Origin of the sequence: Rhizobium nepotum 39/7 (assembly GCF_000949865.1) — a bacterium.
GTDB lineage: Bacteria > Pseudomonadota > Alphaproteobacteria > Rhizobiales > Rhizobiaceae > Agrobacterium > Agrobacterium nepotum.
This window is the reverse complement of sequence record NZ_JWJH01000017.1, coordinates 23,669-49,307: the sequence shown is the minus strand read 5'-3', so window position 1 is coordinate 49,307 and position 25,639 is coordinate 23,669. Positions and strand designations below refer to the sequence as shown.

The window sequence follows — 25,639 nt, the reverse complement described above, 5'->3', positions numbered from 1 at the left end:
GGCTGACTGTTGCAGAGAACGGCATCATCCTGAGCCAAACAAGGTTGTTACTGTTACATTGGCTTGTTGTTAAGGGGCGCTGAAGATCCCAGGCCGGCCTGTTCAAAACCAACTCTTAGAGAGGCCAGCAAGCTCTCGTTACAGCGCGTCCCGGAAAAAAATGTTGCGGCGGTTCGATCGATGTCCGGGTGTTGCAGCCTGGCCGTGAACACCTCCTCCTCGGTTGTCCTCCGGTCACCGAGCCTGGCGATCGACGCCAGCTTCAGAACAGCAGTTATCGCGTCCGTTCCCGGAACCTGCCTTGCAAGTGAGATCGCCTCTTTGAACTCTCCCTTGCGATATGCATCGAGGATGAAAACAAAATTGGCATCACGAAGCGTTTCACCGGCGATTTCGGATGCTTGCTGGGCAAGTTTGCGACCTTCTTCCCATTGCCCGCTTATGAAGACCGCTATTGAAAGTTTGGCCAGCAGTTCGGCATTCTCCGGGTTCAATTTGACACCGCGGTACCCGGCTGCAATCGACGCTTCCGTCTGGCCCGCCAGATACAGAGTGGCCATCTGGGCGCGTGCAGCAGGAACCGAAAGCGGAGCTTTCAGTGCAGCCTGATTGGCGAGATCCAATCCCCGCGCGAGGTAGCTAGCCTCGCCGTTTGCCCGCCCCATCCATGCCATCACGCGTGCCAGTGATGCCATTGCATCGACATTTCCGGGGTTTGCTGAGAGTGTCATGTCCAGGCATTGACGTGAAGCTTTGATGGCATCCGGATCGCGTCGTTCGACAGCAAAGTCTCCGCGCAGCACGCAAATGTTTCCGGTCGCGGATAGTGGAAGATCCCGCCGCATTTCCATCGAGTTGATTACACCAAGCGGACCGGCAATCTTTCGCGACAGACCGTACACAAATTCTTGAAGCGCGTTGTCGCGTCGACCGTCCTGGATCGATTTTACCTCAGTGTCGGTCCATAGTGCTTCCCCCGTCGAGACGTCCGTGACCTGCCACCACGCCGCGAAGGAAGCCGCATCTCCTCCATAGCGAAAGTCTATTTTGTAGGTCCTGTCGTAGACGGAAGAATGAATTCTTGCAGATGTCGTAGCTTTTCCACGCGACTGTAGTCTCACGGAACCGAAGCGGGCAAGCGATGCGGAAAGGTTGTCCATGACGGCATGGGCAGTATCTTCGTCGTCACCGGATCCCACCAGTGAGAGTTCAACGACCGGTCGTCCTGTCACGACGAGTGGCTTCGGTGCCAGAAATGTAATAGCTGTGCCAGCGGCAAGTGCTACACAGATTGCGCCTGCGATTGGTCTAGCAGCACGCGGCCACCTATACCCTGTAGAGACAGCTTCCTCGCTCGAGGAGAAATTGTCGCACGCGGTCGCTATGTGATCGATGTCAATGGGCGCGGCTTCTGCCTCGACCGCAGCATTAATTGGCTTTCTGCTGATAAACAGAGGGACGTACCGGCCGGGAGGAATGTCAAGCCTCACCTGCACTTCGTTCCCCAATTGCTCGTAGTATTTTTTTAGCGACTCACGAAGCCGTGTCGCCTCGATCCTTACGATCGGATCGGCGGATGCGTCGAAGGTGGTTGGGCGATTAAAAACGTCGACGGCGATCGCATAAGCTTTTACCGCATCACTGCGACCCTCAAACAAGGCATCGATAATATATTGAAGGAAAGCCCGGTGTCTGTCCGATACGTGCAATCGTCCGTCCGACATTAAGCGCTCGGCCTCTGTCCGTGCTTCAATGTCGGAAACCAGTATGGCTCCGTCCCCCACCCCGCTCACCGTCATCCCGCACCTTCATACCCGTTGCGTCATTAGGTGGACGGACTATGCTAGATAATACGTGTGGTTGCAATCCAAACTTCTAATAGACGAGTAGAGGACCAAGCTACGCTTATGTGGACCCCTTATGTCTCGAAACGCACGTTTCAATGACATCGCCTTCTAGTTGCGCGCACAATATACGATATTCCTCGATGAGTGTTTCGTCATCGATGTCTGACGTCGCGACGAGCCGTTCGAACATCACTGTCGCTTGGTCGTAGGCCTCGCAGAGCGCCTGGATTGATGGATCGCGTGGCCAGAACACCCGCAAATCACTACGGAGCTCCGGCAGACGAAGCATAAGCTTCAAAAAGCCCCGATGGGAGGCGTCTGTCGACGTTTCCATGGCGTGCTGGTTTCCCTTTCGGAAATAGGCTGTGCGAGTTGATATGCCCTCCACATCACGTCCACATCCATCACGAGAAAGCGAGATTGTTACTGTTACAATCGTTGATGTTGAGATTTTCGAACCGAATGTAACCGTTACCGACTTCTCAGGATTAACGCTTCATGCTCGACTGTGGTCGAAATCCCCGGAGGTTCCATGCGTTTAATTTCTGTTATATTTACGTCCATGCTTTTGCTGCCCGGTTCCGCGCTAGCCCAGGAGGCGCATGATGCCATCAACGAGGCCAACAATCCGCTGACGCCAAAAATCACGGTCAATTTTCACGACTATTTCATTCCGAGTTTTATCGACACGCCAGGCGATCCGCACGCGAACCAGTTCCTGTTAAGAGGCCTCGTGCCTTCCGACATGTTCGGTCTGCCGCAACTTTTACGGTTCACACTGCCGGTGGCCACCTCGCCGGACGTTCCCGACGGATACGTCACGGGTCTTGGCGATCTTACGCTAATGGACATTTTCATCCTCCCGAAGGTCGGCGAGGCTACCATTGGCGCTGGACCGCTTCTGGTTCTGCCAACTGCCACCGATAAGTCCCTTGGAAGTGGCAAGTGGCAGGCAGGCGCGGCCGGTGTCGCGGTCGCGCCCCAGAGCTGGGGCCTACTGGGTGGACTGGTGACCTATCAGACGTCGTTTGCGGGTGTAAGCGATCGTGACGACGTAAACCTCGCGACAATCCAGCCTATCGTCAACATCAACCTGTCAGATGGGTGGTATCTGCGTTCTTCGGCGAACTGGAATTTCAATCTTGAAAATGGGAATTCCTATATTCCGGTAGGAGCGGGTATTGGCAAGGTATTCCAGCTCGACAAAGGTATCACGATGAACGCGTTCGTCGAACCTCAGTATACGGTCTGGCACGATGGAGCCGGAGCGCCGGAGTGGCAGATTTTTGCTGGCGTGAATTTTCAGTTTCCCGTGGGCAGATAGAGCTTGTCGAGATGGAAAATTGAGCTCTTGAGCATAGAGTGTCTCGTTCTCCAATCGACCATCGCCGACCAACCCGAACACAGCGGGCTGGCAACATACATGCGCGTCAAAAAGCTGCGTATCCCGTTCCCAATATGATCTTCTGGAGAGACAGATGACCAGATTCAATCGAATGCAAGTCGTGGCGCTTTTTTCGTTCCTCTCAGCGACCTCGGTCGTCGCGCAGGATTCCTCCAAACCTAAGTTCAAAGCCGACGTTCCTGCCAGCATTCAAACGCCAGATACGGTCGAAACTCGCATTGGAACGCTCAAGTTCGCCGATGGCCTTCCCGATCAGGCGACCGTGCAGAAGGTTTATGACAACATCGACTTTTCGAGGGGTGTCGAGGCGTTCCTATCCGGAATGCCGGCCGCCTCTGTCTACGCAATGTGCAAGGGCTTGGCCGATGTCGGAGCGGCAAAAAACAAGGGCATTGGAATTACAGAGAACCTGATGGATGCGCGTTCTTTATTTCTGACAGCGAATACGACAACCGTCTACGTCTTTTTCTGTGTCGATCTCTCTAACGGCCCTGTCGTGGCGCAGGTACCGCCGGGTGTTCTAGGCCCCGTCGACGATGCGTACTTCCGCTATGTCACCGACGTCGGTATCATCGGACCCGATAAAGGCAAGGGAGGAAAGTATCTTTTCGTCCCGCCGGGCTACTCTGAGAAGCTGCCCTCCGACGGCTACTTTGTTACAAAATCGCCAACCAACACGAATTTCGTTCTCTACCGGGCTTTCGTCAAGGATGGCGACATTGCGGCAGCGGTGAAAAGCGTCAAGGAGCATGCGCGCGTCTATCCGCTGTCCGCAGCAGAAGCGGTCCCGGAAACTGCCTTCGTCAATCTCTCCGGAGCGCAGATCAACACCATCCATGCCAACGATTTCCATTTCTACGAGGAGCTCAACGACGTCATACAGAGTGAGCCTGGCGATGCATTTGATCCTGAACTCGTCGGCCTGTTCGCTTCGATTGGTATCAAGAAAGGTGAGCCCTTCGCTCCTGATGCCCGTATGAAGGCAATCCTCACGGATGCCGTTGCGGTTGGCAACGCGACGGCTCGCTCGATGGTGTTCGACCCCCGTGAAGCGCGCGCGAAGTTCTATCCCGATCGTCAGTGGAACAACGGCTTTATCGGCAACAGCTACCAGTTTCTCAATGATGGGGAACGAATGCTCGACCCCCGCACGATGTTCCATTATGCGGCGACCGGCATCACGCCTGCGATGGCTGACGCAAAACCTGGTACGGGCTCGGCTTATGCGTTTGCCGTCAGGGATGCCACAGGAGCTTATCTCGACGGGAGCAAGACATACAAGATCACTCTCCCGTCGCCCATTCCTGCTGGGCAGTTCTGGTCGTTCACAGTTTACGACAACCAGACCAGATCGATGCTTGAGACAGACCAGAAGCTTGCTGGCATCGACAGCAACCAGCCGAGCATCAAGAAAAACCAGGATGGATCAGTGACTATCTGGTTCTCGCCCACGGTTCCTGCGGGACACGAGACAAACTGGGTGCAAACAATGCCCGGCAAGGGATGGAACACAATCCTGCGACTATACGCGCCATTGGAGCCATGGTTCGACAAGAGCTGGAAGCCAGGCGACTTCGAAAAGGTCCAGTAAGCACGAATCCGGACCTCGGGCACGGCGGGAAGCCGCCCTTCCGGTTCGGGGAATCGTTGAGAAAATCGGAGAGATATCATGAAAACCACACCTCTTGCCTTGGCCACTGCAACAGTCATGACGGCGCTTGTCGCCTTTTCCACGGCCACCGCGGCCGAGCAAGTTACGATCGACAACTTTGTCCGGGCCGAGAGCGATCTGTATTTCGGTAATGTTGTCAAGGACGGAGGCTTCGGGAAGTTCTTTCATCGCCGCGAGCCGGCGACGATCGAAAACCAGACCATCATAAGATTAAACCGGGACACGCTCTATTCGGGCGCCGTCTTCGATCTTGAGGCAGGGCCTTTGACGATCACGCTGCCGGACGCGGGAAAGCGTTTTATGTCGCTGCTGGCCATCAACGAGGACCACTACGTCACTGATGTATCGTATGAGGGCGTATCGACCTTCACCAAGGAGACAGCGGGCACACGCTATATGGTGATAGCCATCCGGACCTTCGTCGATCCTTCTAATCCGAAGGACGTGGAACAGGTGCACGCGCTGCAGGATGCCATCAAGATCGAACAGCCAGGCGGGCCGGGCAAGTTCGAGGCCGCCGACTGGGATGCCGCCAGTCAAAAGAAGGTACGCGACGCCCTCCTGATCCTCGCCACGACCATGTCAGACTTCAACAAATCCTTCGGATCGAAGGATGAGGTCGATCCCGTACGTCATCTCGTTTCCAGTGCTGCCGCATGGGGTGGTAACCCGGACAAGGACGCCACCTACCTGAACGTCACGCCTGACAAAAATGACGGCAAGACGATCTACAAACTCAATGTCAAGGACGTACCCGTCGAGGGGTTCTGGTCGATCAGTCTTTACAATTCGAAGGGCTACTACGAGAAAAATCCTTACGGAGCATACTCGCTCAACGACGTAACAGCTCAGAAAAACGCCGATGGTTCGATCAGCGTGCAGTTTGGGGGGTGCGATGGCAAGATTCCAAATTGCCTTCCGATCATGGCCGGCTGGAATTATACGGTGCGACTATATCGGCCACGCGAATCCGTTCTGGACGGAACCTGGCATTTCCCCGTTCCCCAACCATTGAATTGATGATCTTTTGCCAACGGAAACTGATGGGCGGTAACAGCCCAGAACGTCGTCGTTCTGGGCTGGCGGCTGCCACAGGCCCGGATAAGGTGCGGATGTCGCTTGAACGGCTGACGCTGATCCGTGGGCCTGCTCCCAAAAGCCCAGGAACTCTACCGTATTGCGGTTGCGTACCAGTTGGAGATAAAGAAATCCCCGTCTTTGACTCCAACCAGGGCCGCTATCAATCTCGCCGTGGTCGACAGGCTTGATTCATTGTCTGTTAATCGCTCGGATCATACTATCGCCTTGCAACCGATGTTATGATTGTGAGGCCTGCATTCAGCTAGTGCATTGCATTGAGAGGTTGCGATCTGTATATCAACACGGGTTACGATCACGTAAGGCGTCGGCCTTTCAAAGTATTGTGCTTGGCGATTGCAACGCATGATGGTAATGTGCGCTTGTGGTCACGGTGACCAGTGAGTGGATGAAAACGAAAGGAACGAAGATGGAGTTGGTGAAAATCGCCATTGTCGTAATGTCGGGTCTCATTCCGGTTCTCTGCGTGGCAAACTACTTTCTCGCAAAAGCCAATCGCATCATCTAAATGACTGTCGAGGTGGTTTTATTCGCCTTGCATTTCGGCTTATGATTGCATAGTAGCCCCTGAATTGAATTTCGGGGGCTTTTTGATGAGAGACTACTTAAAGACCGGTACAGCGGTCTTCTTTGCCTTGCTTGCATTCTTGGTTTCCGCCTATGGCGTTGATGACAAGCTGGCCAAAAACTATCCATCTATCGCCCCCTATACGTTTCTGATCCCCCTAGCGATGCTCACCGTCACAGGGCTGATGGCATTGTCGCTCGCCATGCATCTAATCATTTCGGTATTTGAGCGCCTCCAGCGAATTTGGGGTACAAGTCTTCGTAACACAACCGTATCGAAATGTGCGTTCTCCGATCTGCCCGTCATTCACAGACTTGCGGCTGAAAAGGTTGGTGATGTGTCCGATCTGGCTCAAACCCAGGCGCTCTACAATCACAACAAGGACTGTTTCAGGAAGATTGTTGACGTCAAGACCCAAGCAGTTATCGGATACTTTTGCGTAGTCCCGCTGACCAGTAAGGGTGTGGCCCAGGTGCAGGAGCGCAATCTTCTCTCCGGAACCGTCGATTTGGACAACTTTGCCAAGCGCTTCGCCAAGGGTAGCTCAGTCTACATAGGCAGCATCGCAGGTGCCAACACCAAAGGCGCAGCGGCGGCTGTTGAGCAGCTCAAGCTTTTTCTCATGAACAAGGATTGCCTCAAAGCCTTCGCCAGGCCGATGACGAAGCATGGGGTTCGCTTGGTCAAAAACTATGGATTCGCTCCTGTGAGCACGCACGATCGCGTAGGGACCGGAGTATTCGTCTACAAGATTCGACAGATCTGAAATCAGACTTACTTCCGTAGCTTTCGACCAAACTCTTGAAATGTGGAGGCAGGCTCGCGCAGGTGATGACGCGATGGCGAAGACTGGGCGTGGCTCGGGGGCTGGCGACGTCTGTTTGAGACTCTGCGGCTGCGCGGAGCGTGGCGTCGTTCCGACGAAGAAGAGCCGCGAGGTCCAGATCGAGCACGACCGGGCGCTCTACGCCCAGCGACACCGTCGAGAACTTCTTCTGCAGGCTGAAGGACTTCTGTTGCGTCGTTATCCTCTAAAGTGCTGACGATAGGTTAAGCACGTTTCCGGCAACCGCACTTCGGCATCTCTCCATCAGGTTTCAAGTCCGCACGATCGATGGGGCTCGCTGTCCGTGGACCGGCATCCTGACTCCCCAGGGAAACTTCTTCAGATTGTCGCCTTCGTACTGATAAACGATCACATCAGGAAGGTTTCGCTTGTCGTATCGGCGGGCGAGATTGAACACCACGCTGTTCTGTCCGGCCAGGAGCAGGTGGATGATGGTTACGCCTTTCGCCTCAAGGAGCTTGGCAACCTCGAAGAACTGTGTCGCGAGTGCGTTCTGCTTCGCCTGTGACCAATACGACGATGCAAGGTCCGGCATTGTCATGCGGACGACCGGATGACTGAAAGTCGTCGCGATGTTCTCAGAACGCACCTGGTATGAGATCGAAACTGCGAGAACGACCTCTTTCACACTCTCGATCCCATCAAGACCTTCGACTTCAAATCGCTGGCCATCATCATCGCTGTTGAGGCTGCGCCAAGCTTCGCGGGTCCTGTCCCAATCCATGACGACGATCCGCCCCTCGTCATCGAAGACAACACCTGAGAGAAAGGTGAAAGGGACCGGGGTCAAGCCGCCGTAGACCAGCGTTACGTCTCGGCTATCACCGTGCTTCGCGTGCTGCTGGACCTGCCTTCGGGCACTGTCGACGTCAAGCAGCAGCTCTTCGGGATCAACAACTACGCCATCCTTGCGCTGCCGGAGATCCAGCAGGACCCCGATACGACTACCGACGATTTCTGCGGGCACCGCCTCGGTCAGCGGGGATCCATCATCTTCTCGTAACCCGCGTCCTTCGATGACGATGACCTTCTTCCTGTTCCGCAGCTCGTTGTCGCGGACGAAGCGCCGCCATGCAATGAAGACGCAGAAGGTGAGGATTGCGGAGAAAAGCGCGACCAAGGGCCATTGGATCCATTCGGGAATGGCATTCGTGGATCCCATCTCGATGGAGTAGCCATCCGGCGCGGCTAACTTGACGGCCCAGTTCCAACCCAGCAGCGTGACGAGGATGGGCACGCAGCCTGCGGCAATTCGAACTTCGAATCCTTTAGACCGCAACAGAAAACGAACGAACTCACGTAAGGCCCAGTCGAAGGTTTCTCTACTCATTGATGTCTCTGGTTCGTGCACAGGATGCGAGCGGGAACAGGGGGCATCCCGCGCTGATGGAATGTAGCGGTTGCTGTAAATTCAGAAGGATCGTCCGACCTGACGACAAGAAGCGCCGCGAACGGAATGTCTCGCTCACCATTGACGAGGTCCTCCATGCTGCCGAGATCGGTGATGCTCGGAGTGACCGGGAGATTGGGATGCGAATGCCATTCTCCGATGTAGTTGTAATTCGTGTAGTCGCGCCCGGTCCGCTCGAAGAACTCGTCGAGAAACCCGTCGTGGAGAGCAGGGTCGCGCACGAAGTGTGCCCGTTCTCCCGTCAGTTCATCGACCGAAAAATCGACGATCTCGAAGCATCCGGGCACGATCTGACGCGCCATCAGCACGCCTCCGATTTCACGACCCCCGGCGCGATCAAGACTGACTTTCATCCGGCCGACTATCGGGAAGGGGAGGACAAGCTCCACTGTCACAGAGCGTCCTCATCGATCATGTCTGCCATCAGTCCGGCGATATCTCCGGAATCGGGGTTCGCCCGCGGATCCTGCCATGGGCCAATCGGCGCGAGGTCGATTGGCCAAGTATCGAATGGAGCCTCGAAGATCCAAGCCTTCTTCAAGCCGATCATGTAGGCCGAATGAGGGAAAGCCGTTTCGCCTCCCTGGAGGATGTCGAGCGCGACCCGTGTCGCGTGGGCGGCCACGACGGAGACATCGGCGTCGTCTGCAATAAAAGAAACGCCTTCGTCTCCGTTGGCATCGTAAGGATTTCCACGCTGGAACTCCCACGGGGTGGCGCGGTCGTCGCACCACTTCGAAATCTGGCTGCGCGCCTCGATCGGAGGGGGATCGATATCCGGACGTGCCCGGGCCACAAGCCCGCCGATCCCACCGCCGTATACTTCGGCCCAGATCATTCGCTTCCGGTGCCGCCTGGCCGCTCCTCCACAGAGATTGAATGAAGTCGGGTCAGCCGTCGCATCGATGATGAGATCGGCTTCCCCGATTGCTTCCAACACCGACTCCATGAGCAGCGAAGACGTCTGGCTGCCCAGCTCGATTCGATGCAGGGTGATGTCAGTATCCGTCGCTAGCTGCCCGATCCGGTCGGCAAGCGAATCCACTTTGTGCCAACCGATCGCCCAGGCATCCAGTTCATTGCGAACGAGGTTTCCAGTGAGGAAGATGTCCTCGTCTACGAGAACGAACTTCCTGACACCTGCGCGTGCGAGCGATGCGGCGATCTTTGAGCCGATCGAACCGCAACCGACAATCGCAACGCGGTTCATGGAGACGGCATCTCGATTCGATGCGGATCGCTTCGACAGCTCTTCCTCTTCTACGATCCTGTAGGGAATGAGAAACGGATGACCCTCCTTGCGAACGATGTCGAATGCAGTTCGTCGTCCGTTCTGCTCCAGGAGAATGATGAACGGCCACTCCGGGCCTTTGAGGAGCGAAGCGAGCTCGGGAACTCGATCTGTTATGTCTTCGAAGAACCCGCCACGGTGCAGAGCAAGGGCATCCATGTTCTGCCCAGTTCGCAAGAGGTAACCGAGACGCTTGCCTGGCGCGTCCGGGGCTGGCCGGGGTATCTTCCATATCTCGGAGCCGGGCGCGCCGATCGAAGTGAGGTGGGCAACTCTTTGTGTCCTGCGGACAGTCATCGTCACCGCGATCTGCAGAACCGCCTCCGGGAACTGGCCTTGTAGGGATGCCCATGCACCTTCCGGGACCATCAGTCTCCACGTCTCGAACCGCAGTTCCCCGGCAAGTGTCGAACGGTGCGCCGATGGCACTGTGCCCGGCTGTCCGTCTGCAGGGCGCTCACCAGAGATCAGGCCGTAGGCGCTCTCCACCATCATCGCTCCGGTGACGGCGGGGTCCCAGTTGTCTGGACGCCACTGCAGGCAGAGTTCGCCGCCCGGACCGTATTGATGAATGGACAGCCGCTTATCGTCATGAGGCATCACGACAGGTGGAGTGTCGGGGAAAGTGCTGGGATAGATCACAGCGAGCCTGAAGGTCTCTCCGCCATGCACGAGGTCGACGTCGACGCAGAGCTGGTAGTCGGCGAGGTGCTTCGTACGCACGTTCGCCACCCAGTCGTTCTCCTCCTGGAGGGCGACAAACGCCGCCTTCTCAGCTCTTGCCCTCTGCTGGTCCTGCCACCACCAGATCATGCATAGCCCTGGGGTTTCGACGGACGGCGCTCGGCATTCGCAAAGCTCGGTGCCGTTGCAGCCCCTGCAGTGGTGGCGGACCGCAACAGTCGAGAGCCGCCCGTGAGCCGATCCATCGCCCGCATGGATAACGCGTATCCCATGCGAGGGTTAAGCGCATCCGCCATGTCCTTCAACGTGGAGGCTTGTGCCGCCGCATGGAAATCGATCCTTGCCTGGCGAAGCCAAGCGTCGAATGCGGCCTTCTTCTGAGGCTCTCGGTTCCACTTATCGGCGAAATTCTCCAAAGGGTCGGTGGGGTTCGCGACTATCCATCTGATGCCATCGTGGACGATGAACTTGTCCATGTCGTTCAGAATAGCGAAGAGCGCTCCGGATATGGTGTCCTGGTTGTTGTAGGCGTGCGCCGCAAGGGTGGTGATGATTACGGAAATCGGTCGCATGTCCAGGTCGCGCGCGAACATGTTGTCGCGATGCCGCTTCAGGATCATGATCGCGGACTGGAGCGGCGTCTTCACCTTGAAAGTAGGAAGGTGCTCCACGCTTGCGGTGATGAGTCCCTGCTTCCGCATGTTGTCGAGAGCGACGCGATGACGGCGCTCGAAGACGATCGCCTGCCTTGATGCAAACCAGCTTGCGTAGCCTTTGGGATTCGAACGGGGCCAGGTATCAGTCAGCAGCTTGTAGTTCGGTTCCCGCCTGTCGGTGATGGAGATTGCCGTCGACGCCCATCTGGTGTCGAGAGACAAAGAATTGAGAAGCATGTAGTGCTGGTTATGGTTCGGAACCGCGGGAACGATGTCCATATGGAACTGGGCACCGTCGGCATAGTCGAGGATCCAGCACCGGTTGCCTTCGCGGACCGGTTTGAGCATGTCCATAGCGTCGTGGTAGGCGTGTATCTCAGCACCAAGCATAAGTTTGAGCTGGTATTGTGTCTTCTCACGCTTCGTCAGCAATCGCAACTCGACAACGGAATCGACGTCGTACTCTTCGGCCTCGGTGTGTGGACGGATGGCGGTCCCCAGCCGAAAGGATCCCTGGCAGTAGACCTGAGGATCGTATCGGCTGACCGTGCTGCCGTCGCGGTGAAGCCAGTTCGCGAGCGATGTGTAGCTTCTCTCCGCCTGCTCGTATCGATGATCCGGGACCTCGAGCTCCTGCCGGAGGGCATCGAGGAATGCTTCGATGGAATTCACATGCATGTTCATGACTGGGAGACCTCATGGTTACGCGTGCACAAGGTGACTTAACTACAGCTCTTGCTTGGTTTCACTGTTTGTTCTGAGGGGCATTTTCCGGGCACCTTTCAGTGCCCGGAAGTAGACGTTAGTGCCTCGGCGAGTTTCGCCCTTAAAAATCGGCATTCTCATAAGTGTCTGAAACTTATGATTTTTTTAATTGTGGTCGCAGAATTGGATAGCTTGGAAGCCGATTTATGACTCTTCACATCCCACTTTTGTGACTCCAGACCCCCACTTTATGACTTTTCAGTGGGGGCCATCCAATTTTATCCACAGCTATCTCAGCTGCAACCGCTCGTCGCACCGCAAGTATCGCACTTCTCACAAGTGCCATTGCGCACCATCGTGAAGTTCTGGCATTCCGAGCACATGTTGCCGGTGTAGCCTTGAGCGATCGAGCGCATGCGGCGTTCGTTTTCCTTCTTCTTGGCTTCCGCCTTGGCCGATGCGGCGTCTGCTGCGGCCTTGTCGGAGAAGAGGGCGGTGGCGGTCTGTTTGGCTTCCTGGACCACGTCGTCGATTACCTCTTCGGCAATCTCTCCCGCCAGTTCCTTGGCGCGCTCTTCATAATCGCGCTTGAAGGAGACGATTTCCGAGGTGGTGATGGAGACGGTCGGTTCCAGCTTGCGGGCGGCTGAGCCTGCAAAGGAGGTGACGTTGGTCGAGGCGCGGGCGGGGGCTGCCGTTGCCGAACCCTTCGGCTCGGAACCGGCGCGTTCGCCTTCGTTGCTGGAAACCAGCGTCGGCTTGTAACCGCGTGTCCAGCCGGTGGACAGGAGATTGGTCTTGCCTTCCTGGATACCCTTGCCGAGTGCGGTATTGGAGAAATCCGACGTATCGACATGGGCGAGATCGTGACGGCCGAGATAGGAGACGGCGAGTTCGCGGAACACGTAGTCGAGGATCGAGGTGGCGTTCTTGATCGCGTCGTTGCCCTGCACCATGCCGGCCGGTTCGAACTTGGTGAAGGTGAAGGCCTCCACATATTCTTCCAGCGGCACGCCATATTGCAGGCCAAGCGAAATCGCGATGGCGAAGTTGTTCATCATCGCACGGAAGGCAGCACCTTCCTTGTGCATGTCGATGAAGATTTCGCCGATGCGGCCATCACCGAATTCGCCGGTGCGCAGATAGACCTTGTGACCGCCGACCGTTGCCTTCTGGGTGTAACCCTGACGGCGGTTCGGCAGCTTTTCACGCTCGCGGGAGACGCGTTCGATGACACGCTCGACGATCTTTTCGGTGATCGTCACGGCCTGCTGTGCTAGCGGCTGCTGGATCAGTTCCTCGATCAGGTCTTCCTCGTCCTCGTCTTCGACCAGCGAGGAGTTGAGCGGCTGGGAAAGCTTGGAGCCATCGCGGTAAAGGGCGTTGGCCTTCAGCGCCAGCTTCCAGGACAGCATGTAGGCGCTGCCGCAATCTTCTACCGTTGCATCGTTCGGCATGTTGATCGTCTTGGAGATCGCGCCCGAGATGAACGGCTGTGCCGCCGCCATCATGCGGATGTGGGATTCGACCGAGAGGTAACGCTTGCCGATCTTGCCGCAGGGGTTGGCGCAATCGAAGACAGGCAGGTGTTCGTTCTTGAGGAACGGCGCGCTTTCCAGCGTCATCGCACCGCAAACATGCACATTTGCCGCCTCGATGTCCTTCTTCGCAAAACCGAGATGCTCCAGCAGGTTGAAGCTGATGTCGGAGAGCTGCTCGTCGGAAACCTTCAGCGTGCCCTTGAGGAAGTCAGCGCCGAGCGTCCACTGGTTGAAGACGAACTTGATGTCGAAGGCGCTTTTCAGCGCTGAATTGACGGCATCGATCTTCTCGTCGGTGAAGCCCTTGGCCTTCAGCGTCGAGGGGTTGATGGCGGGCGCCTGGTTCAGGTTGCCGTGGCCGACCGCATAGGCCTCGATCTCGGCGATCTGGCTTTCGGAGTAACCGAGCGAACGCAGCGCATCCGGAACGGCGCGGTTGATGATCTTGAAGTAACCGCCGCCGGCGAGCTTCTTGAATTTCACCAGCGCGAAGTCGGGCTCGATGCCGGTCGTGTCGCAATCCATCACGAGGCCGATCGTGCCTGTCGGCGCGATGACGGTGGTCTGGGCGTTGCGGTAACCGTGCTTTTCGCCAAGCTCCAGCGCCTTGTCCCAGGCGGCGGTGGCATGGGCGACGAGGTCCTGATCCGTGCAATCGGCATGGATGAGCGCGACCGGGTTGACCGACAGGCCCTCATAACCATCGGACAGGCCATGGGCGGCGCGGCGGTGGTTGCGGATGACGCGCAGCATGTTTTCGCGGTTCGGCGCAAAGCCCGGGAAGGGGCCAAGCTCGCCGGCCATTTCAGCCGAGGTGGCGTAGGAAACACCCGTCATGATCGCGGTCAGCGCACCTGCGATCGCGCGGCCTTCGTCGCTGTCATAGGGAATGCCCGACGACATCAGGAGGCCGCCAATATTGGCGTAACCGAGGCCGAGCGTGCGGTATTCGTAGGAGCGTTCGGCAATCTGGCGCGAGGGGAACTGCGCCATCATGACCGAGACTTCGAGAACGACGGTCCACAGGCGCACGGCATGTTCGTAATCGGCGATGTCGATGCGCTTCGTCGCCTGATCCTTGAACTGCAGCAGGTTCAGCGAGGCAAGGTTGCAGGCCGTGTCGTCGAGGAACATGTATTCCGAGCACGGGTTGGAGGCGCGGATCGGACCGGCGGCCGGCGAGGTATGCCAGTCGTTCATGGTGGTGTTGAAGTGCAGGCCCGGATCGGCCGACGCCCAAGCGGCGTGGGAAATCTTTTCCCAGAGGTCGCGGGCCTTCAGCGTCTTCATCACCCGGCCGTCGCGGCGGGCGATCAGGTTCCAGTCGCCGTCATTTTCAACGGCGCGCAGGAAGTCGTCCTTCAGCGAGACCGAGTTGTTGGAGTTCTGGCCGGAAACAGTGAGATAGGCTTCCGAATCCCAGTCCGTGTCGTAGGTCTTGAAGTCGATGTCCTTGTAACCCTGTTGGGCGAACTGGATGACGCGCTTGACGTAGTTCTCCGGAACCTGATCCCTCTTGGCAGCGCGGATTTCGCGCTTCAGGGCCGGGTTTTTAGCTGGATCGAAGCAATCGCTGTTGTCGGCCTCGCAATTCACGCAGGCCTTCATGATCGCCTTCAGATGGCGCGCAACGATCTTGGAACCGGTGACGAGGGCGGCAACCTTCTGCTCTTCCTTCACCTTCCAGTCGATATAGGCTTCGATATCCGGATGGTCGGCGTCAACGACGACCATCTTGGCCGCACGGCGGGTGGTGCCGCCGGACTTGATGGCGCCGGCAGCGCGGTCGCCGATCTTGAGGAAGCTCATAAGGCCGGAGGACTTGCCGCCGCCGGAAAGCTTCTCGCCTTCGCCGCGCAGATAGGAGAAGTTGGAGCCGGTGCCGGAGCCGTATTTGAACAGGCGTGCTTCACGCACCCAAAGGTCCATGATGCCGCCTTCATTGACCAGATCGTCTTCGACGGACTGGATGAAGCAGGCATGCGGCTGCGGATGTTCGTAGGCGGATTTGGACTTGGTCAGCTTGCCGGTGAAGGGATCGACATAGAAGTGGCCCTGGCCGGGGCCGTCAATGCCGTAAGCCCAGTGCAGGCCGGTGTTGAACCATTGCGGGCTGTTGGGGGCGACACGCTGGGTGGCGAGCATATAGGCAAGCTCGTCACGGAAGGCGAGGGCATCTTCCTCGGAGGAGAAATATTTGCCCTTCCAGCCCCAGTAGGTCCAGGTGCCGGCCAGGCGGTCGAAAACCTGGCGCGCATCGGTCTCGGAGCCGGAACGCTCGGCCTCGGGCACGTCTTTCAGGGCTTTCTCATCGGCAACCGAACGCCAGAGGAAGGAAGGAACGTCGTTTTCCTCGACCTTTCTCAGAACCTTCGGCACGCCGGCCTTGCGGAAATATTTCTGCGCCAGAACGTCGGTGGCAACCTGGCTGAACTGCACGGGAACGTCGATATCCGCCAGACGGAACACGACGGATCCATCAGGGTTCTTGATTTCACTGACGGCCTTGCGGAAGTCGATTTCCGCGTAAGGCGATTGGCCGGGCTTCGTGAAGCGGCGTTCAATGCGCATGGTTTCCTGTCCTCGTCCATTGGGCGCCCGGCAAAGGGCGCAAAAATCCGGTCCAGCCGTGCGAACTCTGCGCGCAGCCGGTTGTTGCCGATCTGTAAGGGATGTTCATCCTTGGATGTGATCCCTGTATCTCGTGGCTTATTCGGCTGCAAGCATCGTATGTGATACTAAATATAGTATCAACAGCTTCCTGCCGCCAGTCCCCGCGTCATGTTTTTGGCGCTTCCCGAACGGCACGCGAAATCCACCGGCGAACCGCCCCCTGATGGCCGGGACGCCTCTTCTGGACCTGCGAACTGAAATTGAGAGGGACCGGCCTCGTTACTTTCCGATCCGTTGCCGCCGCAACATAACTGTCACTTTCCTCCCGCAGCATAGATTCGTCAAGACATAGATTGAAACCGTTTTTTAACCACAAGATATTGTGTGAAGTGCCTGTGGAAAACGGGGATAGCGAAAGCGTTCAAAAAAATCAGTGACTTGGCACGGAACTTTGAAGCTTGTGCGGGGCTGGTTTCCGCAACGGAAAGCAAAAACCCCGCATTTCCGGGGTGAGGCATAAAGGCGACACTGCGGTTTTTCCGTGTTTTTTCACTGTCGTCAAAAAAGCATTTCCACACAAAAAAGCCGCCCCGGCGGGACGGCTTTTCAGACTTGATTCCTGGCTGTGGCGAGTGATCAGCCGTGCGATCCCTTGGCGATCGGCTCCTGATAGGTGAAACCCATGTCCCAGGGAAAATAGATCCAGGTGTCCTGGCTGACTTCGGTGACGAAGGTGTCGATGGTCGGCACGCCCTTCGGCTTGGCGTAAACGCAAGCGAAATGCGCCTTCGGCAACATTTCGCGTACTTCCAGCGCCGTTTTGCCAGTGTCGGTCAGATCGTCCACGACGAGCACGCCTTCGCCGCTGTCAGCCATTAGTTCCGGCGCGACGCCCTTCAGGAGAACCGTGTCGCCCTGGTTGACGTAATCGTGGCGGGTGGCGATGCAGACCGTATCGATCATGCGGATGTTCAGTTCGCGCGAAATAATCGCCGCCGGCACGAGACCGCCGCGGGTAATGCAGACGATCGCACGGAACTCCCGGTCAAGGCCGGCAAGACGCCAGGCAAGTGCGCGGGCATCGCGGTGGAACTGGTCCCAGGATACGGGAAATGCTTTATCGGGAAGGGACATGTCGTCTACCATCTGGTCAAAATTGTCGATGGCTTTGGCTAATAGCCGCAAGACCTGCAAAAAGGCAAGCTTTCCGCGCAAAGTCCTTGAGGCCAATCACATATGAAATGCGCGAATGCCGCCCGTTTCTTCTCCCCGCCGGGGAGAAGGTGGCCCGAAGGGCCGGATGAGGGGGATAGCTCTCGGTCCATCTCTGCCGTCGCCCCCTCATCCCGCTGCCGCGACCTTCTCTCCGGCGGGGAGAAGAAACAAGCCGCACCCGCTCGCCCACATTCAAACCTCACTGCATGCGTTTTACCGGGACAGCAGCGTCATTGCCGTCATGGAATCGAGCAGCGTGCGCGTCACACCGCCGAACAGCAGCTCCCACCAGCGGGAATGGCCGTAAGCGCCCATGACCAGAAGGTCGATGCTGTTGTCGGACAGCTTGTTTTCGATCGCGGTCTGCGGTGAGACGCCGGCAATCTTTTCCTGCGAGGTTACCGTTACATTGACGCCGTGGCGGGCGAGTGTCGCGGCCAGTTCGGCGCCGGCGAGGCCAGAGGATTGCGTTTCGCTCTCGGCCTGATCGACGGAGAAGATCTCGACGCTATCCGCCGCAATCAGGAAGGGCAGGGCATCGAAAGTGGCGCGTGTCGCCTCGCGGGAGCCGTTCCAGGCAATCAGCACGCGCTTGATCGGTTTGGCCGCCGTCAGCACATGCGGCACGAGGAGAACGGGGCGACCGCTTTCATAAAGAAAACTGTCGATGTCGGAGCGGCTGTCGGACAGCGCCGAGGCGCTGCTCTGGCGGGCGACGATGAGATCAGTGCAACGCGCGCTGTCGATTGCCGATGCGGAGGCGTAACCCACCGAGGTTACGAAGCTGCGCCACTCATGCGAGATGCCGTTGGCGGACAGCGTGCGCTCGAAAAGGGTCCCGACATCGGTGGTTTCCTTGTGCGCCACGTCCTGAAGCACCTGGACGGTGGCGGGGTCGGGGATTTCCATCGGCGCGACGAGCGGAACGGCAGCGAGTGTTTCCATATGCAGGCCGATCACATGCGAGGAAAACTGGTCGGCAAGACTTACTACGAATTCGCCGAGCTTTTGCGTGTTCGCAACATTGTCGACCACTGCCAGTATCGTTTTGTAACCCATTTCTCTCTCCTCGGTGACACGTCGTTTCTGTGGGGAGAGTGGCTTCCTTTGCCGGAGGCCACCTTGATATTGGTCAACCCGTTTCCGTCTCAGGCGGTTGCATCGCCACTGCCGGCCGCCAGACTTTTTTCCTGGCCGATGGATTCGATCATCGCGGCCACCGCATCCGCCGCCGCTTTCAGGACGGCGGCGTCGCGGGCGCGCACGACGATCTCAGTCGAAAAACGCTGTCCGTCATATTTCGGGTAGGAACCGATGCTTGTTTCGGGATGCGCCTTCTGCACGGCCGTCAGCGGCGTCCCGATATCACCTTCGCCATAGGGAGAACGCACCGCTTGCGACATGATCTTCGCGCCGGTGCGCAATGTGGGCATGACATTGTCGAGCATGGCCTGAAACACCTGCGGAACGCCGGCCATGACATGGACATTGCCGATGACGAAGCCGGGGGCGACCGAAACGGGATTGGCGATGTGGCTGGCGCCTCTCGGCATGCGGGCCATGCGCTTGCGCGCCTCGGTGAACTCCATCTCGCGGACGCGGTACATATCGCCCAGAATGCGCAGCGCCTCGGCATCGTGCTCGCAGGGCAGGCCGAATGCCACCGAGACCGCATCCGCCGTGATGTCGTCATGGGTCGGGCCGATGCCGCCGGAGGTGAACACATAATCATAGCGGGCGCGCAGAGCGTTCAGCGCCTCGACGATCGCGTCCTCCTCGTCGGCGACGATGCGTACTTCCTTCAGGTCTATGCCGGACATGGTGAGAACATCTGCGAGATGCCCGATATTCTTGTCCTTGGTGCGCCCCGACAGCAGCTCGTCGCCGATGGCGAGCATGGCGGCGGTTACGACGGATGTGGTGGGGGAAGGGTTGGACATGGTTGTACTCGTCAGCTGTTTTGACCGACGTTAGTCCCCCGTCCGAGGAATGCAAAGCGGTTTCGGAAAAATGTCTTTTTGCAAACAGTTGACGTTCCGGCTTTTCGTTCACTTATCGTGAACAGTGCGTATGCCAATCCCCGGCTGGCGGAATGCGGGCCAGTTCGCTACCTTTTCTCCACATACATTTGACGGGCCAACGCCGATGATCATCGAGTTCTTGAAGAAGCTTCTGGCGGTCAAGCCGGAAACAGTTCCAACAAAGGAAACAAAGAGAATGACGAAAGTTCTGGTACTCTATTATTCTTCTTACGGTCACATCGAGACGATGGCTTACGCCGTTGCGGAAGGTGCGAAATCGGCAGGTGCGGAAGTCGTCGTGAAGCGGGTTCCGGAACTGGTGCCGGAAGACGTCGCCAAGTCCTCGCACTTCAAGATGGATCAGGCGGCGCCGATCGCAACCGTTGACGAACTGGCCGAATACGACGCCATCATCGTCGGCGCCGGCACGCGCTTCGGCACGGTCGCCTCGCAGATGCGCAATTTCTGGGACCAGACCGGCGGCCTGTGGTTCGGCGGCAAGCTGGTCGGCAAGGTCGGCTCGGCGTTTACCTCATCAGCCACGCAGCATGGCGGTCAGGAATCGACCATCCTCGGTTTCATTCCCACCTTCCTGCACCACGGCATGGCGGTTGTCGGTCTGCCCTATGCTTTCCAGGGTCAGATGGGCGTCGATGAAATCAAGGGCGGCTCGCCCTATGGCGCCTCCACGATCACTGACGGTGACGGCTCGCGCCAGCCTTCCGCGATCGAACTGGAAGCTGCACGCTATCAGGGCGCGCATGTCGCCAAGCTGGCTGCCAAGCTTTCCGCTTGAGCGATCGTTCACTGAAAAAAGAAATGCGGCCGAAAGGCCGCATTTTCTTTACCCCGGCATTTGAAGACGCCGGTTCCGGGAGGCGAGGGATTTTTTAAGGCGGGTCAGATCGGCAGGTTGACCATGAAAAGGCAGCTTGCAATCACGAAGCCGAGCATCGAAATTTCGAGAAAGCCGTTTAATCCGTCACGCATTCCAATCCTCCGTATGTTGGGCGAAAAGAGAACGGACAGAGTTTATCGCGGTTCCATAACAGAAGAGTGAATTTTACTAATTTAAAATGTCTCGCCTCTCCGCCAGCTGACGGAGGGGAGGCAGGCGCTTCAGCCGGTGACGACGAAGGCGACCACGAGGTGGCCGAGAAGGCCGATGGCGAGGCAGCAGAGCAGGAAAATGAACAGGGCTTTTTTCATGTTTGCGGAAGCTTCCATCTGTTTTTATCCCTTAAGCCGGTTGTCTTGACGTTTTCGCGGCGCAGGCGGCGTCGATGGTGTCAGACTTCGATATGTCAGGCCTTGATGTCGAGGCCGGCCTCGATTGCGGCGGCGATGAAGGCCTTGCGCGCATCTTCCGGTTTTTTCCTGCCGGCATCGACGGCGGCGCAGACCAGCAGCGCCGCGTCCAGCGCATCGCCATCCTCTATCGGCCAATCCTCGATCATGGCCCAGGACGCTGCCTGCGTCGTCTCGATGCTCGTATAGTCGCCCGGCGTTTCAAACGCGATCAGGACGGGTTTTTGCCAGCGCGTGTTCATCGCTTATCCGTATTGGTTGTCGTGCCCGGCTCTAAACCAAGCGGGCGGGATGCGCAATCCTGTTTAGGGCCGCTTGCGGTGCGGTCAGTCGTCGCGCCCGAACAGCCAGTCGCGAATGATGCGGCGGTCGATGAGTTCCAGCGAGCGGTCGGGCGCGATGCGGTAGGTTTCCACGGCCCGGGTGCTGCCGTCGATGCGGAATTCATGGCTGAAAGTGCTGCCAATCGGCGATTTCGTCAGCTTGGTGCGCGGCTGGCCCTTATAGGTGATGCTGCCGGGGATCGGCTCGACATAGGTCGCTGGCCCCGTGGTCGTGCATCCCGCAAGTGTAAGCGCGAGCATGATAGTGGCCGATGATACGAGCGTTTTCATCCTGTCCTCCGAAGTGCGTTTGCGAAAACGATATGGAGGCGCAACGGTTCCCGGCTTGAGCCAGAACTATTCGCGCGCGCGACCCAGCGCGGGAAAGCGTAGACGAGGAAGCTGAGGATGAAAAGCGGGAGGGGGCGGAAACTTGTCCGGAGACCAGATGCGCCGGAAGATGAAACAGGCGAGACCTGGCGCACTGCCAGTGATACCAGGTCTCCCAGTCTCCCGCCAGTTTCAGGGAACGGGCGACTTGACTTAGTATGACGAACCACCGGCGACATACATAGAGCGAGAAATCACCTCGAATAAATCGCTGTCATGGTCGATCAAGGGGCAGGGCGGAGAATCGCCAGCGGCCATACAATATTGTTACCCGGCAAATAATCTTGTCGTGTAGGGGACCGGAATACCGTTTTCCGCCGAGCGCGACCCGCTGCCTTGTCCGGATACGAGGTTTAACCCTTTGAATCGGATAAGGGGTGGCTTTTCCTGGCTGTGCAGAAGCGAGTGGAGATGAGGGAACTTTTGCGGGGCTGCGCCATTAAAACAGGCGGGACACACAGTATTACTGGAGGGCTAAACATGCTCGGCACAATCCTTGTCATCCTGCTCATTCTTTTCCTGATCGGCGCGCTGCCAAGCTGGGGTTACCACAATTATGGCTACGGCCCCTCGGGCGGCCTCGGCCTGGTTCTGGTCATCATCCTGATCCTGGTCCTGCTCGGTCGCATCTGACCGACCGGGTGTTTGCCGTCGCGCCGGTAAGTCAGTCCGGCATCAAGTCGGAAATCTGCCCATGCGACACCAGCAGGCGCGGGTTTGCCATGCTGCCGCTTTCCTCGTCCACGGTGACGGCATAAGCCGCAACGCCGATGTGACGCGGCGCCATTGCACCCGCCATTTTCTCGGCAGATGCCGCGTTGGTTGCGGGGCGCATTTCGCCCGGCACAATCCCATAACGCCCCTTTTTGAACTGCACTACGATGATTTTCTCGGCGTCCGACATATGTCTTGCTCTCTCATTTGTTCTATAAATGTTCTCATTTCGGAAGAGAGTCAACAGGGTCTGTGTGCTTGATCGGGAGAGCGAAGGCGAGGGAACCTGCGCCAGTTCGAAGACCGCGGCGAGAACGGATATTCGGAATAAAAAAGGATCATATTCAGAATGACCCTCTTGCACATCGTTTAGGATTATTCTAAACCGCCGCCACCACAGCGAAAATCGCTCACGGATGGCCTCGTGGCGGAGTGGTGACGCAGAGGACTGCAAATCCTTGTACCCCGGTTCAATTCCGGGCGAGGCCTCCAATCAGCTTCTTCACCGGAAGCAAGTATTTGAAATACCTTCATTATTATCTAGATGTGCAATATGGGCCTGAACCGTTCCGCCACACTTCTGGCCGGTTTGGCAGTACGCCCCCATTTCGTGCCCCCATCTCGTCATCGGCTGGAAACGGCTTCGATCCGATCCGATCCCATTTCATTTTCTCCACGATCTGACGTGCCGGTTAGGGCTGCGTCAAAAAGACCCTGGGTGAAGGCATCGATTGAAGTTGTTGAAGCCGCAGTTTTGAGGTAGCCCATCGTCATGATCGATAGTGTCAAGTAATAGCTTGGAAATATTCAAAATGATGGATTGGGATTGGGTAGATTGGTTCCCTATAGTCGTCTTTCCGCTCAAGATTCTCGTGTTAGGCACAGGCATGTTCTTCGCCATCAAATGGCACCACGATCAAGCGAAGAAGGAAAAGGAAACTGGCGGACCGTAAGCGCCCGCCGTGATTTTCCGAAAGGCACACGCCGCCGTGCCAAGCGATGTTCTGGTTTGGGGATGAGTCAAGACGATGCCTATTGCGGTCTTTCACGTTCTTGCTGGTCTAAAAATCCCCGCCATTTCGCTTTTTCCAGCACTTCCCGTTCACCACGCTTGAAAGCGCAGGCTTGGGCAATTATGAGATTGTCTAAAGGCTGGGGGAAACCCGCGCCGTTTTGAGCTTTTGGAGCCGAGGCTTCCCGACCGGCATCCGCGAAATTGAGGCGATAACGATATGATGGATTTCGAAACCGCACGCGCCAATATGGTCGACAGCCAGTTGCGCACGACCGACGTGACGTCGCATTCGGTGCTGAAGGCGTTTTTGAGCGTGCCGCGCGAAGCTTTCGTGCCGGCCGGCGTGCGGCAGATTGCCTATGTGGACGAGGATCTGCAGATCTGTCCCGCCCGGGACGGCCGTCCGGCCCGTTATGTCATGAAGGCCTCGCCGCTGGCGAAGCTCTTGCAGCTTGCGGTCGTGACCAAGGAAGACGTGGTGCTGGAAGTCGGCGGCGGCGCCGGTTATACAGCGGCCATTCTTTCCCAGCTCGCCGGTTCGGTGGTTTCTCTCGAATGCGACGAGACGCTGGCGGCAGAGGCGACCGAGACGCTGGCTTCGCTTGGATATGATAATGTCGCCGTCGTTACCGGCGATCTCGAAAAGGGTTATGCGGGTGAAGCGCCCTATGACCTCGTTTTCGTCAACGGTTCGGCCGAGGAAGTGCCGGCGGCGCTGACCGATCAGCTGCGGGACGGCGGACGTCTGGTCGTTGTCGTCGGATACGGTAATGCCGCAAAGGCCACCGTCTATCGCCGCGACGGCAACAGCACATCGGCCGCCACCTCTTTCAACGCCTCGATCAAGCCTTTGCCCGGTTTTGCCAAGGCGGCCGAATTCGTTTTCTGATCCCTTAAAAGCGATCATCATGTTTTTGACGCCGGGGTGGATTTTCCGCCCCGGCGTTTGTTTTTCTACCGGAAACCCATCCGTCGCGTTGCCCCAAAGAGGCCTCGCTCACAAAGCTGTGCATCACGGCGAAACTTGTCGAATCAGTGATTTAGTTCCGGACTATGCTGCCATAGACTAAGGGTGATTCGGGGTGTGCGTATTTCTGCCCCGTTTGATCTTGGAACAGGAACGGCAAAAACGCCTGGCGGTTTTGATCGGACATGTTTCAGAGCATCGGCCGGGGAAACGGAATCGGTTTTCAACAGGAACGATGCGCAGATTTGAAAATGTTGGAGTGTCCCTTGTGCGTCCGAACGGATGCATGGCGCTCTGAAGAGTGGAAACCGGGGATTGATATGGCTCAGCCAAGCGTAGCGCGTGAACCGTCCATGGAAGAGATTTTGGCGTCCATACGCCGGATCATCGAAAGCAACGAGCCCGGACCTGGCGGTGCGTTTTCCGGGCAGTTGCCGCCGGTCTACGACGATGAGGACGATGCCGCGAGCGAAACGGCCTTCGTGGCGGAGGCTGTCAGCCCGCCGGCGCGCGTTCCCCCCGCCGCAAACCAGGCATTCGGCGCACGGCCGGCGCATGATTTTTCGCCGGCTTCCGAAAGGCCGATGTCCGAACAGCAGGACGGCTCCGCCGACAGAAGCATGTCGCTGGCCGACGTCGCCGCGCGCGTGCGCGCCGCCGCCGACCGCAATGCCGCCATGGGGCCGCAGGCTTTCGCCGCGCAGGCGCACCGGGGCGTGACCGAGCCGGCGCAGGCCTCGTCCGTTTCCTCCGTATCCCAGGCGTCGCATGCGCCGCAGGCCGAACGGACAGTGCCGCAGGCCGAACGCACCACACCGCAGCGTCCGACGGATGTGCGGCCGCTGCTGGCGGCGGTTGCCGCAAGTGCTGGCGAACAACCGGCGCCTTTCGTCGCCGAGGACCGCGCGGCTGCTGCCGCCGTTGAAAGCGCGTCCTTCGCGGATAGCCGCTTCGATCAGTTTTCGCTGCGTGGCGCCATCGAAACGCCGGTCGCCGAGGAGCGCTTCGAAATGGCGGTGCAGGAGCCGGCCGTCGAGATGCCGACATTCGATCTGGCCGAGCCTGCGGATGAAGGCGGCCTGTCGCTCAATCTTATTTCTGCCGCCGCCGGTGCGCAGATCGCCCGTTCCTTCAGCGAGCTTGCGGAAGTCTTCGACGGTGTCGAGCGGCGCTCTGTCGAGGATATCGCCGCCGAGATGCTGCGGCCGATGTTGCAGGACTGGCTGGAAGACAATCTGCCGACACTGGTGGAGCGTCTCGTGCGCGAGGAAATCGAACGCGTGGCGCGCGGCTCGCGCCGCTGAGGCAACGCCGGCTGCGATGAAACGAAGGCCGCTCCGGCACCGGG

General features: G+C 57.8%; 21 protein-coding genes and 1 tRNA gene. 10 read left to right on the top strand and 12 right to left on the bottom strand.

Features of this window, described 5'->3' with window-relative positions; all coding sequences use genetic code 11:
* Positions 1-53: 53 nt before the first annotated feature.
* Positions 54-1,799 (bottom strand): hypothetical protein, encoded by a 1,746-nt coding sequence (locus tag RS75_RS17415; protein WP_045022571.1) that lies wholly within the window; start codon positions 1,797-1,799, stop codon positions 54-56.
* 580 nt (positions 1,800-2,379) lie between these two features.
* Here RS75_RS17415 and RS75_RS17405 point away from each other — a divergent pair.
* The 4 genes from RS75_RS17405 to RS75_RS17390 all read left to right on the top strand — a co-directional run bounded on the left by RS75_RS17405 (position 2,380) and on the right by RS75_RS17390 (position 7,356).
* The gene (locus RS75_RS17405; RefSeq protein ID WP_045022568.1) at positions 2,380-3,171 is read left to right on the top strand and encodes a hypothetical protein; all 792 of its coding nucleotides are present in this window, start codon (positions 2,380-2,382) and stop codon (positions 3,169-3,171) included.
* Positions 3,172-3,325: 154 nt separating this feature from the next.
* Positions 3,326-4,843 carry a DUF1254 domain-containing protein gene (locus RS75_RS17400; protein WP_052679710.1) on the top strand — a complete coding sequence of 506 codons (1,518 nt, stop codon included), beginning with the start codon at positions 3,326-3,328 and terminating at the stop codon, positions 4,841-4,843.
* A gap of 78 nt (positions 4,844-4,921) precedes the next feature.
* A complete protein-coding gene (locus tag RS75_RS17395; RefSeq protein ID WP_045022566.1) occupies positions 4,922-5,944 on the top strand; it encodes a DUF1254 domain-containing protein in 1,023 nt (340 codons plus the stop codon).
* Between the two features lie 671 nt (positions 5,945-6,615).
* Complete coding sequence (locus RS75_RS17390) at positions 6,616-7,356, top strand: hypothetical protein (protein WP_045022565.1); 741 nt, start codon at positions 6,616-6,618, stop codon at positions 7,354-7,356.
* Positions 7,357-7,687: 331 nt separating this feature from the next.
* Here RS75_RS17390 and RS75_RS17385 read toward each other — a convergent pair whose 3' ends face one another.
* From RS75_RS17385 to RS75_RS17350, 8 genes are all read right to left on the bottom strand, one after another.
* Positions 7,688-8,767, bottom strand: coding sequence for an SAVED domain-containing protein (locus RS75_RS17385; RefSeq protein WP_052679709.1), 1,080 nt, complete (start codon positions 8,765-8,767; stop codon positions 7,688-7,690).
* Positions 8,764-9,201: a Mov34/MPN/PAD-1 family protein gene (locus RS75_RS17380; protein ID WP_084687073.1), complete on the bottom strand. Its 438-nt coding sequence runs from the start codon at positions 9,199-9,201 to the stop codon at positions 8,764-8,766. The genes RS75_RS17385 and RS75_RS17380 overlap by 4 nt, the downstream gene beginning before the upstream one ends.
* A 38-nt stretch (positions 9,202-9,239) precedes the next feature.
* Positions 9,240-10,952 (bottom strand): ThiF family adenylyltransferase, encoded by a 1,713-nt coding sequence (locus tag RS75_RS17375; RefSeq protein ID WP_052679707.1) that lies wholly within the window; start codon positions 10,950-10,952, stop codon positions 9,240-9,242.
* Positions 10,949-12,163 (bottom strand): nucleotidyltransferase domain-containing protein, encoded by a 1,215-nt coding sequence (locus tag RS75_RS17370; RefSeq protein WP_200893646.1) that lies wholly within the window; start codon positions 12,161-12,163, stop codon positions 10,949-10,951. Before RS75_RS17370 ends, RS75_RS17375 begins: the two co-directional genes overlap by 4 nt.
* Before the next feature lie 314 nt (positions 12,164-12,477).
* Positions 12,478-16,296 (bottom strand): vitamin B12-dependent ribonucleotide reductase, encoded by a 3,819-nt coding sequence (locus RS75_RS17365; RefSeq protein WP_045022563.1) that lies wholly within the window; start codon positions 16,294-16,296, stop codon positions 12,478-12,480.
* A 678-nt stretch (positions 16,297-16,974) separates the two neighbouring features.
* Complete coding sequence (gene gpt, locus RS75_RS17360) at positions 16,975-17,472, bottom strand: xanthine phosphoribosyltransferase (protein ID WP_045023153.1); 498 nt, start codon at positions 17,470-17,472, stop codon at positions 16,975-16,977.
* A 294-nt stretch (positions 17,473-17,766) separates the two neighbouring features.
* Complete coding sequence (locus RS75_RS17355; RefSeq protein ID WP_045022561.1) at positions 17,767-18,612, bottom strand: universal stress protein; 846 nt, start codon at positions 18,610-18,612, stop codon at positions 17,767-17,769.
* 89 nt (positions 18,613-18,701) lie between these two features.
* The gene (locus RS75_RS17350; protein WP_045022559.1) at positions 18,702-19,493 is read right to left on the bottom strand and encodes a competence/damage-inducible protein A; all 792 of its coding nucleotides are present in this window, start codon (positions 19,491-19,493) and stop codon (positions 18,702-18,704) included.
* A 277-nt stretch (positions 19,494-19,770) separates the two neighbouring features.
* Here RS75_RS17350 and wrbA point away from each other — a divergent pair, with 277 nt between their 5' ends.
* On the top strand, positions 19,771-20,370 hold the full coding sequence (wrbA, locus tag RS75_RS17345) for an NAD(P)H:quinone oxidoreductase type IV (protein ID WP_045023151.1): 600 nt from the start codon (positions 19,771-19,773) through the stop codon (positions 20,368-20,370).
* 508 nt (positions 20,371-20,878) lie between these two features.
* Here wrbA and RS75_RS17340 read toward each other — a convergent pair.
* Both RS75_RS17340 and RS75_RS17335 read right to left on the bottom strand, forming a co-directional pair.
* Entirely contained in the window at positions 20,879-21,124 is a 246-nt protein-coding gene (locus RS75_RS17340; RefSeq protein ID WP_003515635.1) for a DUF982 domain-containing protein, read from the bottom strand.
* Between the two features lie 84 nt (positions 21,125-21,208).
* Positions 21,209-21,496, bottom strand: a complete 288-nt coding sequence (locus RS75_RS17335) for a hypothetical protein (RefSeq protein WP_045022557.1) — start codon at positions 21,494-21,496, stop codon at positions 21,209-21,211.
* A gap of 579 nt (positions 21,497-22,075) precedes the next feature.
* On the opposite strand from RS75_RS17335, the gene RS75_RS25745 reads away from it, so the two are divergent.
* Complete coding sequence (locus RS75_RS25745; protein ID WP_084687064.1) at positions 22,076-22,228, top strand: DUF3309 family protein; 153 nt, start codon at positions 22,076-22,078, stop codon at positions 22,226-22,228.
* A gap of 31 nt (positions 22,229-22,259) precedes the next feature.
* Here RS75_RS25745 and RS75_RS17330 read toward each other — a convergent pair whose 3' ends face one another.
* Positions 22,260-22,499, bottom strand: a complete 240-nt coding sequence (locus tag RS75_RS17330) for a hypothetical protein (protein ID WP_045022556.1) — start codon at positions 22,497-22,499, stop codon at positions 22,260-22,262.
* A 228-nt stretch (positions 22,500-22,727) separates the two neighbouring features.
* Here RS75_RS17330 and RS75_RS17325 point away from each other — a divergent pair.
* From RS75_RS17325 to popZ, 4 genes are all read left to right on the top strand, one after another.
* Positions 22,728-22,801: transfer RNA gene (locus tag RS75_RS17325), tRNA-Cys, on the top strand.
* Between the two features lie 320 nt (positions 22,802-23,121).
* Positions 23,122-23,262 (top strand): hypothetical protein, encoded by a 141-nt coding sequence (locus RS75_RS26900; protein WP_152643151.1) that lies wholly within the window; start codon positions 23,122-23,124, stop codon positions 23,260-23,262.
* Between the two features lie 279 nt (positions 23,263-23,541).
* On the top strand, positions 23,542-24,213 hold the full coding sequence (locus RS75_RS17320) for a protein-L-isoaspartate O-methyltransferase family protein (protein ID WP_045022555.1): 672 nt from the start codon (positions 23,542-23,544) through the stop codon (positions 24,211-24,213).
* 398 nt (positions 24,214-24,611) lie between these two features.
* On the top strand, positions 24,612-25,595 hold the full coding sequence (gene popZ, locus RS75_RS17315; RefSeq protein WP_045022553.1) for a cell division protein PopZ: 984 nt from the start codon (positions 24,612-24,614) through the stop codon (positions 25,593-25,595).
* Positions 25,596-25,639 lie beyond the last annotated feature (44 nt).

Coding starts and splice junctions, on each gene's coding strand:
- RS75_RS17415 (WP_045022571.1), bottom strand. CDS start 1,799: ATGACGGTGAGCGGGGTGGGGGACGGAGCCATACTGGTTTCCGACATT.
- RS75_RS17405 (WP_045022568.1), top strand. CDS start 2,380: ATGCGTTTAATTTCTGTTATATTTACGTCCATGCTTTTGCTGCCCGGT.
- RS75_RS17400 (WP_052679710.1), top strand. CDS start 3,326: ATGACCAGATTCAATCGAATGCAAGTCGTGGCGCTTTTTTCGTTCCTC.
- RS75_RS17395 (WP_045022566.1), top strand. CDS start 4,922: ATGAAAACCACACCTCTTGCCTTGGCCACTGCAACAGTCATGACGGCG.
- RS75_RS17390 (WP_045022565.1), top strand. CDS start 6,616: ATGAGAGACTACTTAAAGACCGGTACAGCGGTCTTCTTTGCCTTGCTT.
- RS75_RS17385 (WP_052679709.1), bottom strand. CDS start 8,767: ATGAGTAGAGAAACCTTCGACTGGGCCTTACGTGAGTTCGTTCGTTTT.
- RS75_RS17380 (WP_084687073.1), bottom strand. CDS start 9,201: ATGAAAGTCAGTCTTGATCGCGCCGGGGGTCGTGAAATCGGAGGCGTG.
- RS75_RS17375 (WP_052679707.1), bottom strand. CDS start 10,952: ATGATCTGGTGGTGGCAGGACCAGCAGAGGGCAAGAGCTGAGAAGGCG.
- RS75_RS17370 (WP_200893646.1), bottom strand. CDS start 12,163: ATGAACATGCATGTGAATTCCATCGAAGCATTCCTCGATGCCCTCCGG.
- RS75_RS17365 (WP_045022563.1), bottom strand. CDS start 16,296: ATGCGCATTGAACGCCGCTTCACGAAGCCCGGCCAATCGCCTTACGCG.
- gpt (WP_045023153.1), bottom strand. CDS start 17,472: ATGTCCCTTCCCGATAAAGCATTTCCCGTATCCTGGGACCAGTTCCAC.
- RS75_RS17355 (WP_045022561.1), bottom strand. CDS start 18,612: ATGGGTTACAAAACGATACTGGCAGTGGTCGACAATGTTGCGAACACG.
- RS75_RS17350 (WP_045022559.1), bottom strand. CDS start 19,493: ATGTCCAACCCTTCCCCCACCACATCCGTCGTAACCGCCGCCATGCTC.
- wrbA (WP_045023151.1), top strand. CDS start 19,771: ATGACGAAAGTTCTGGTACTCTATTATTCTTCTTACGGTCACATCGAG.
- RS75_RS17340 (WP_003515635.1), bottom strand. CDS start 21,124: ATGAACACGCGCTGGCAAAAACCCGTCCTGATCGCGTTTGAAACGCCG.
- RS75_RS17335 (WP_045022557.1), bottom strand. CDS start 21,496: ATGAAAACGCTCGTATCATCGGCCACTATCATGCTCGCGCTTACACTT.
- RS75_RS25745 (WP_084687064.1), top strand. CDS start 22,076: ATGCTCGGCACAATCCTTGTCATCCTGCTCATTCTTTTCCTGATCGGC.
- RS75_RS17330 (WP_045022556.1), bottom strand. CDS start 22,499: ATGTCGGACGCCGAGAAAATCATCGTAGTGCAGTTCAAAAAGGGGCGT.
- RS75_RS26900 (WP_152643151.1), top strand. CDS start 23,122: ATGATGGATTGGGATTGGGTAGATTGGTTCCCTATAGTCGTCTTTCCG.
- RS75_RS17320 (WP_045022555.1), top strand. CDS start 23,542: ATGATGGATTTCGAAACCGCACGCGCCAATATGGTCGACAGCCAGTTG.
- popZ (WP_045022553.1), top strand. CDS start 24,612: ATGGCTCAGCCAAGCGTAGCGCGTGAACCGTCCATGGAAGAGATTTTG.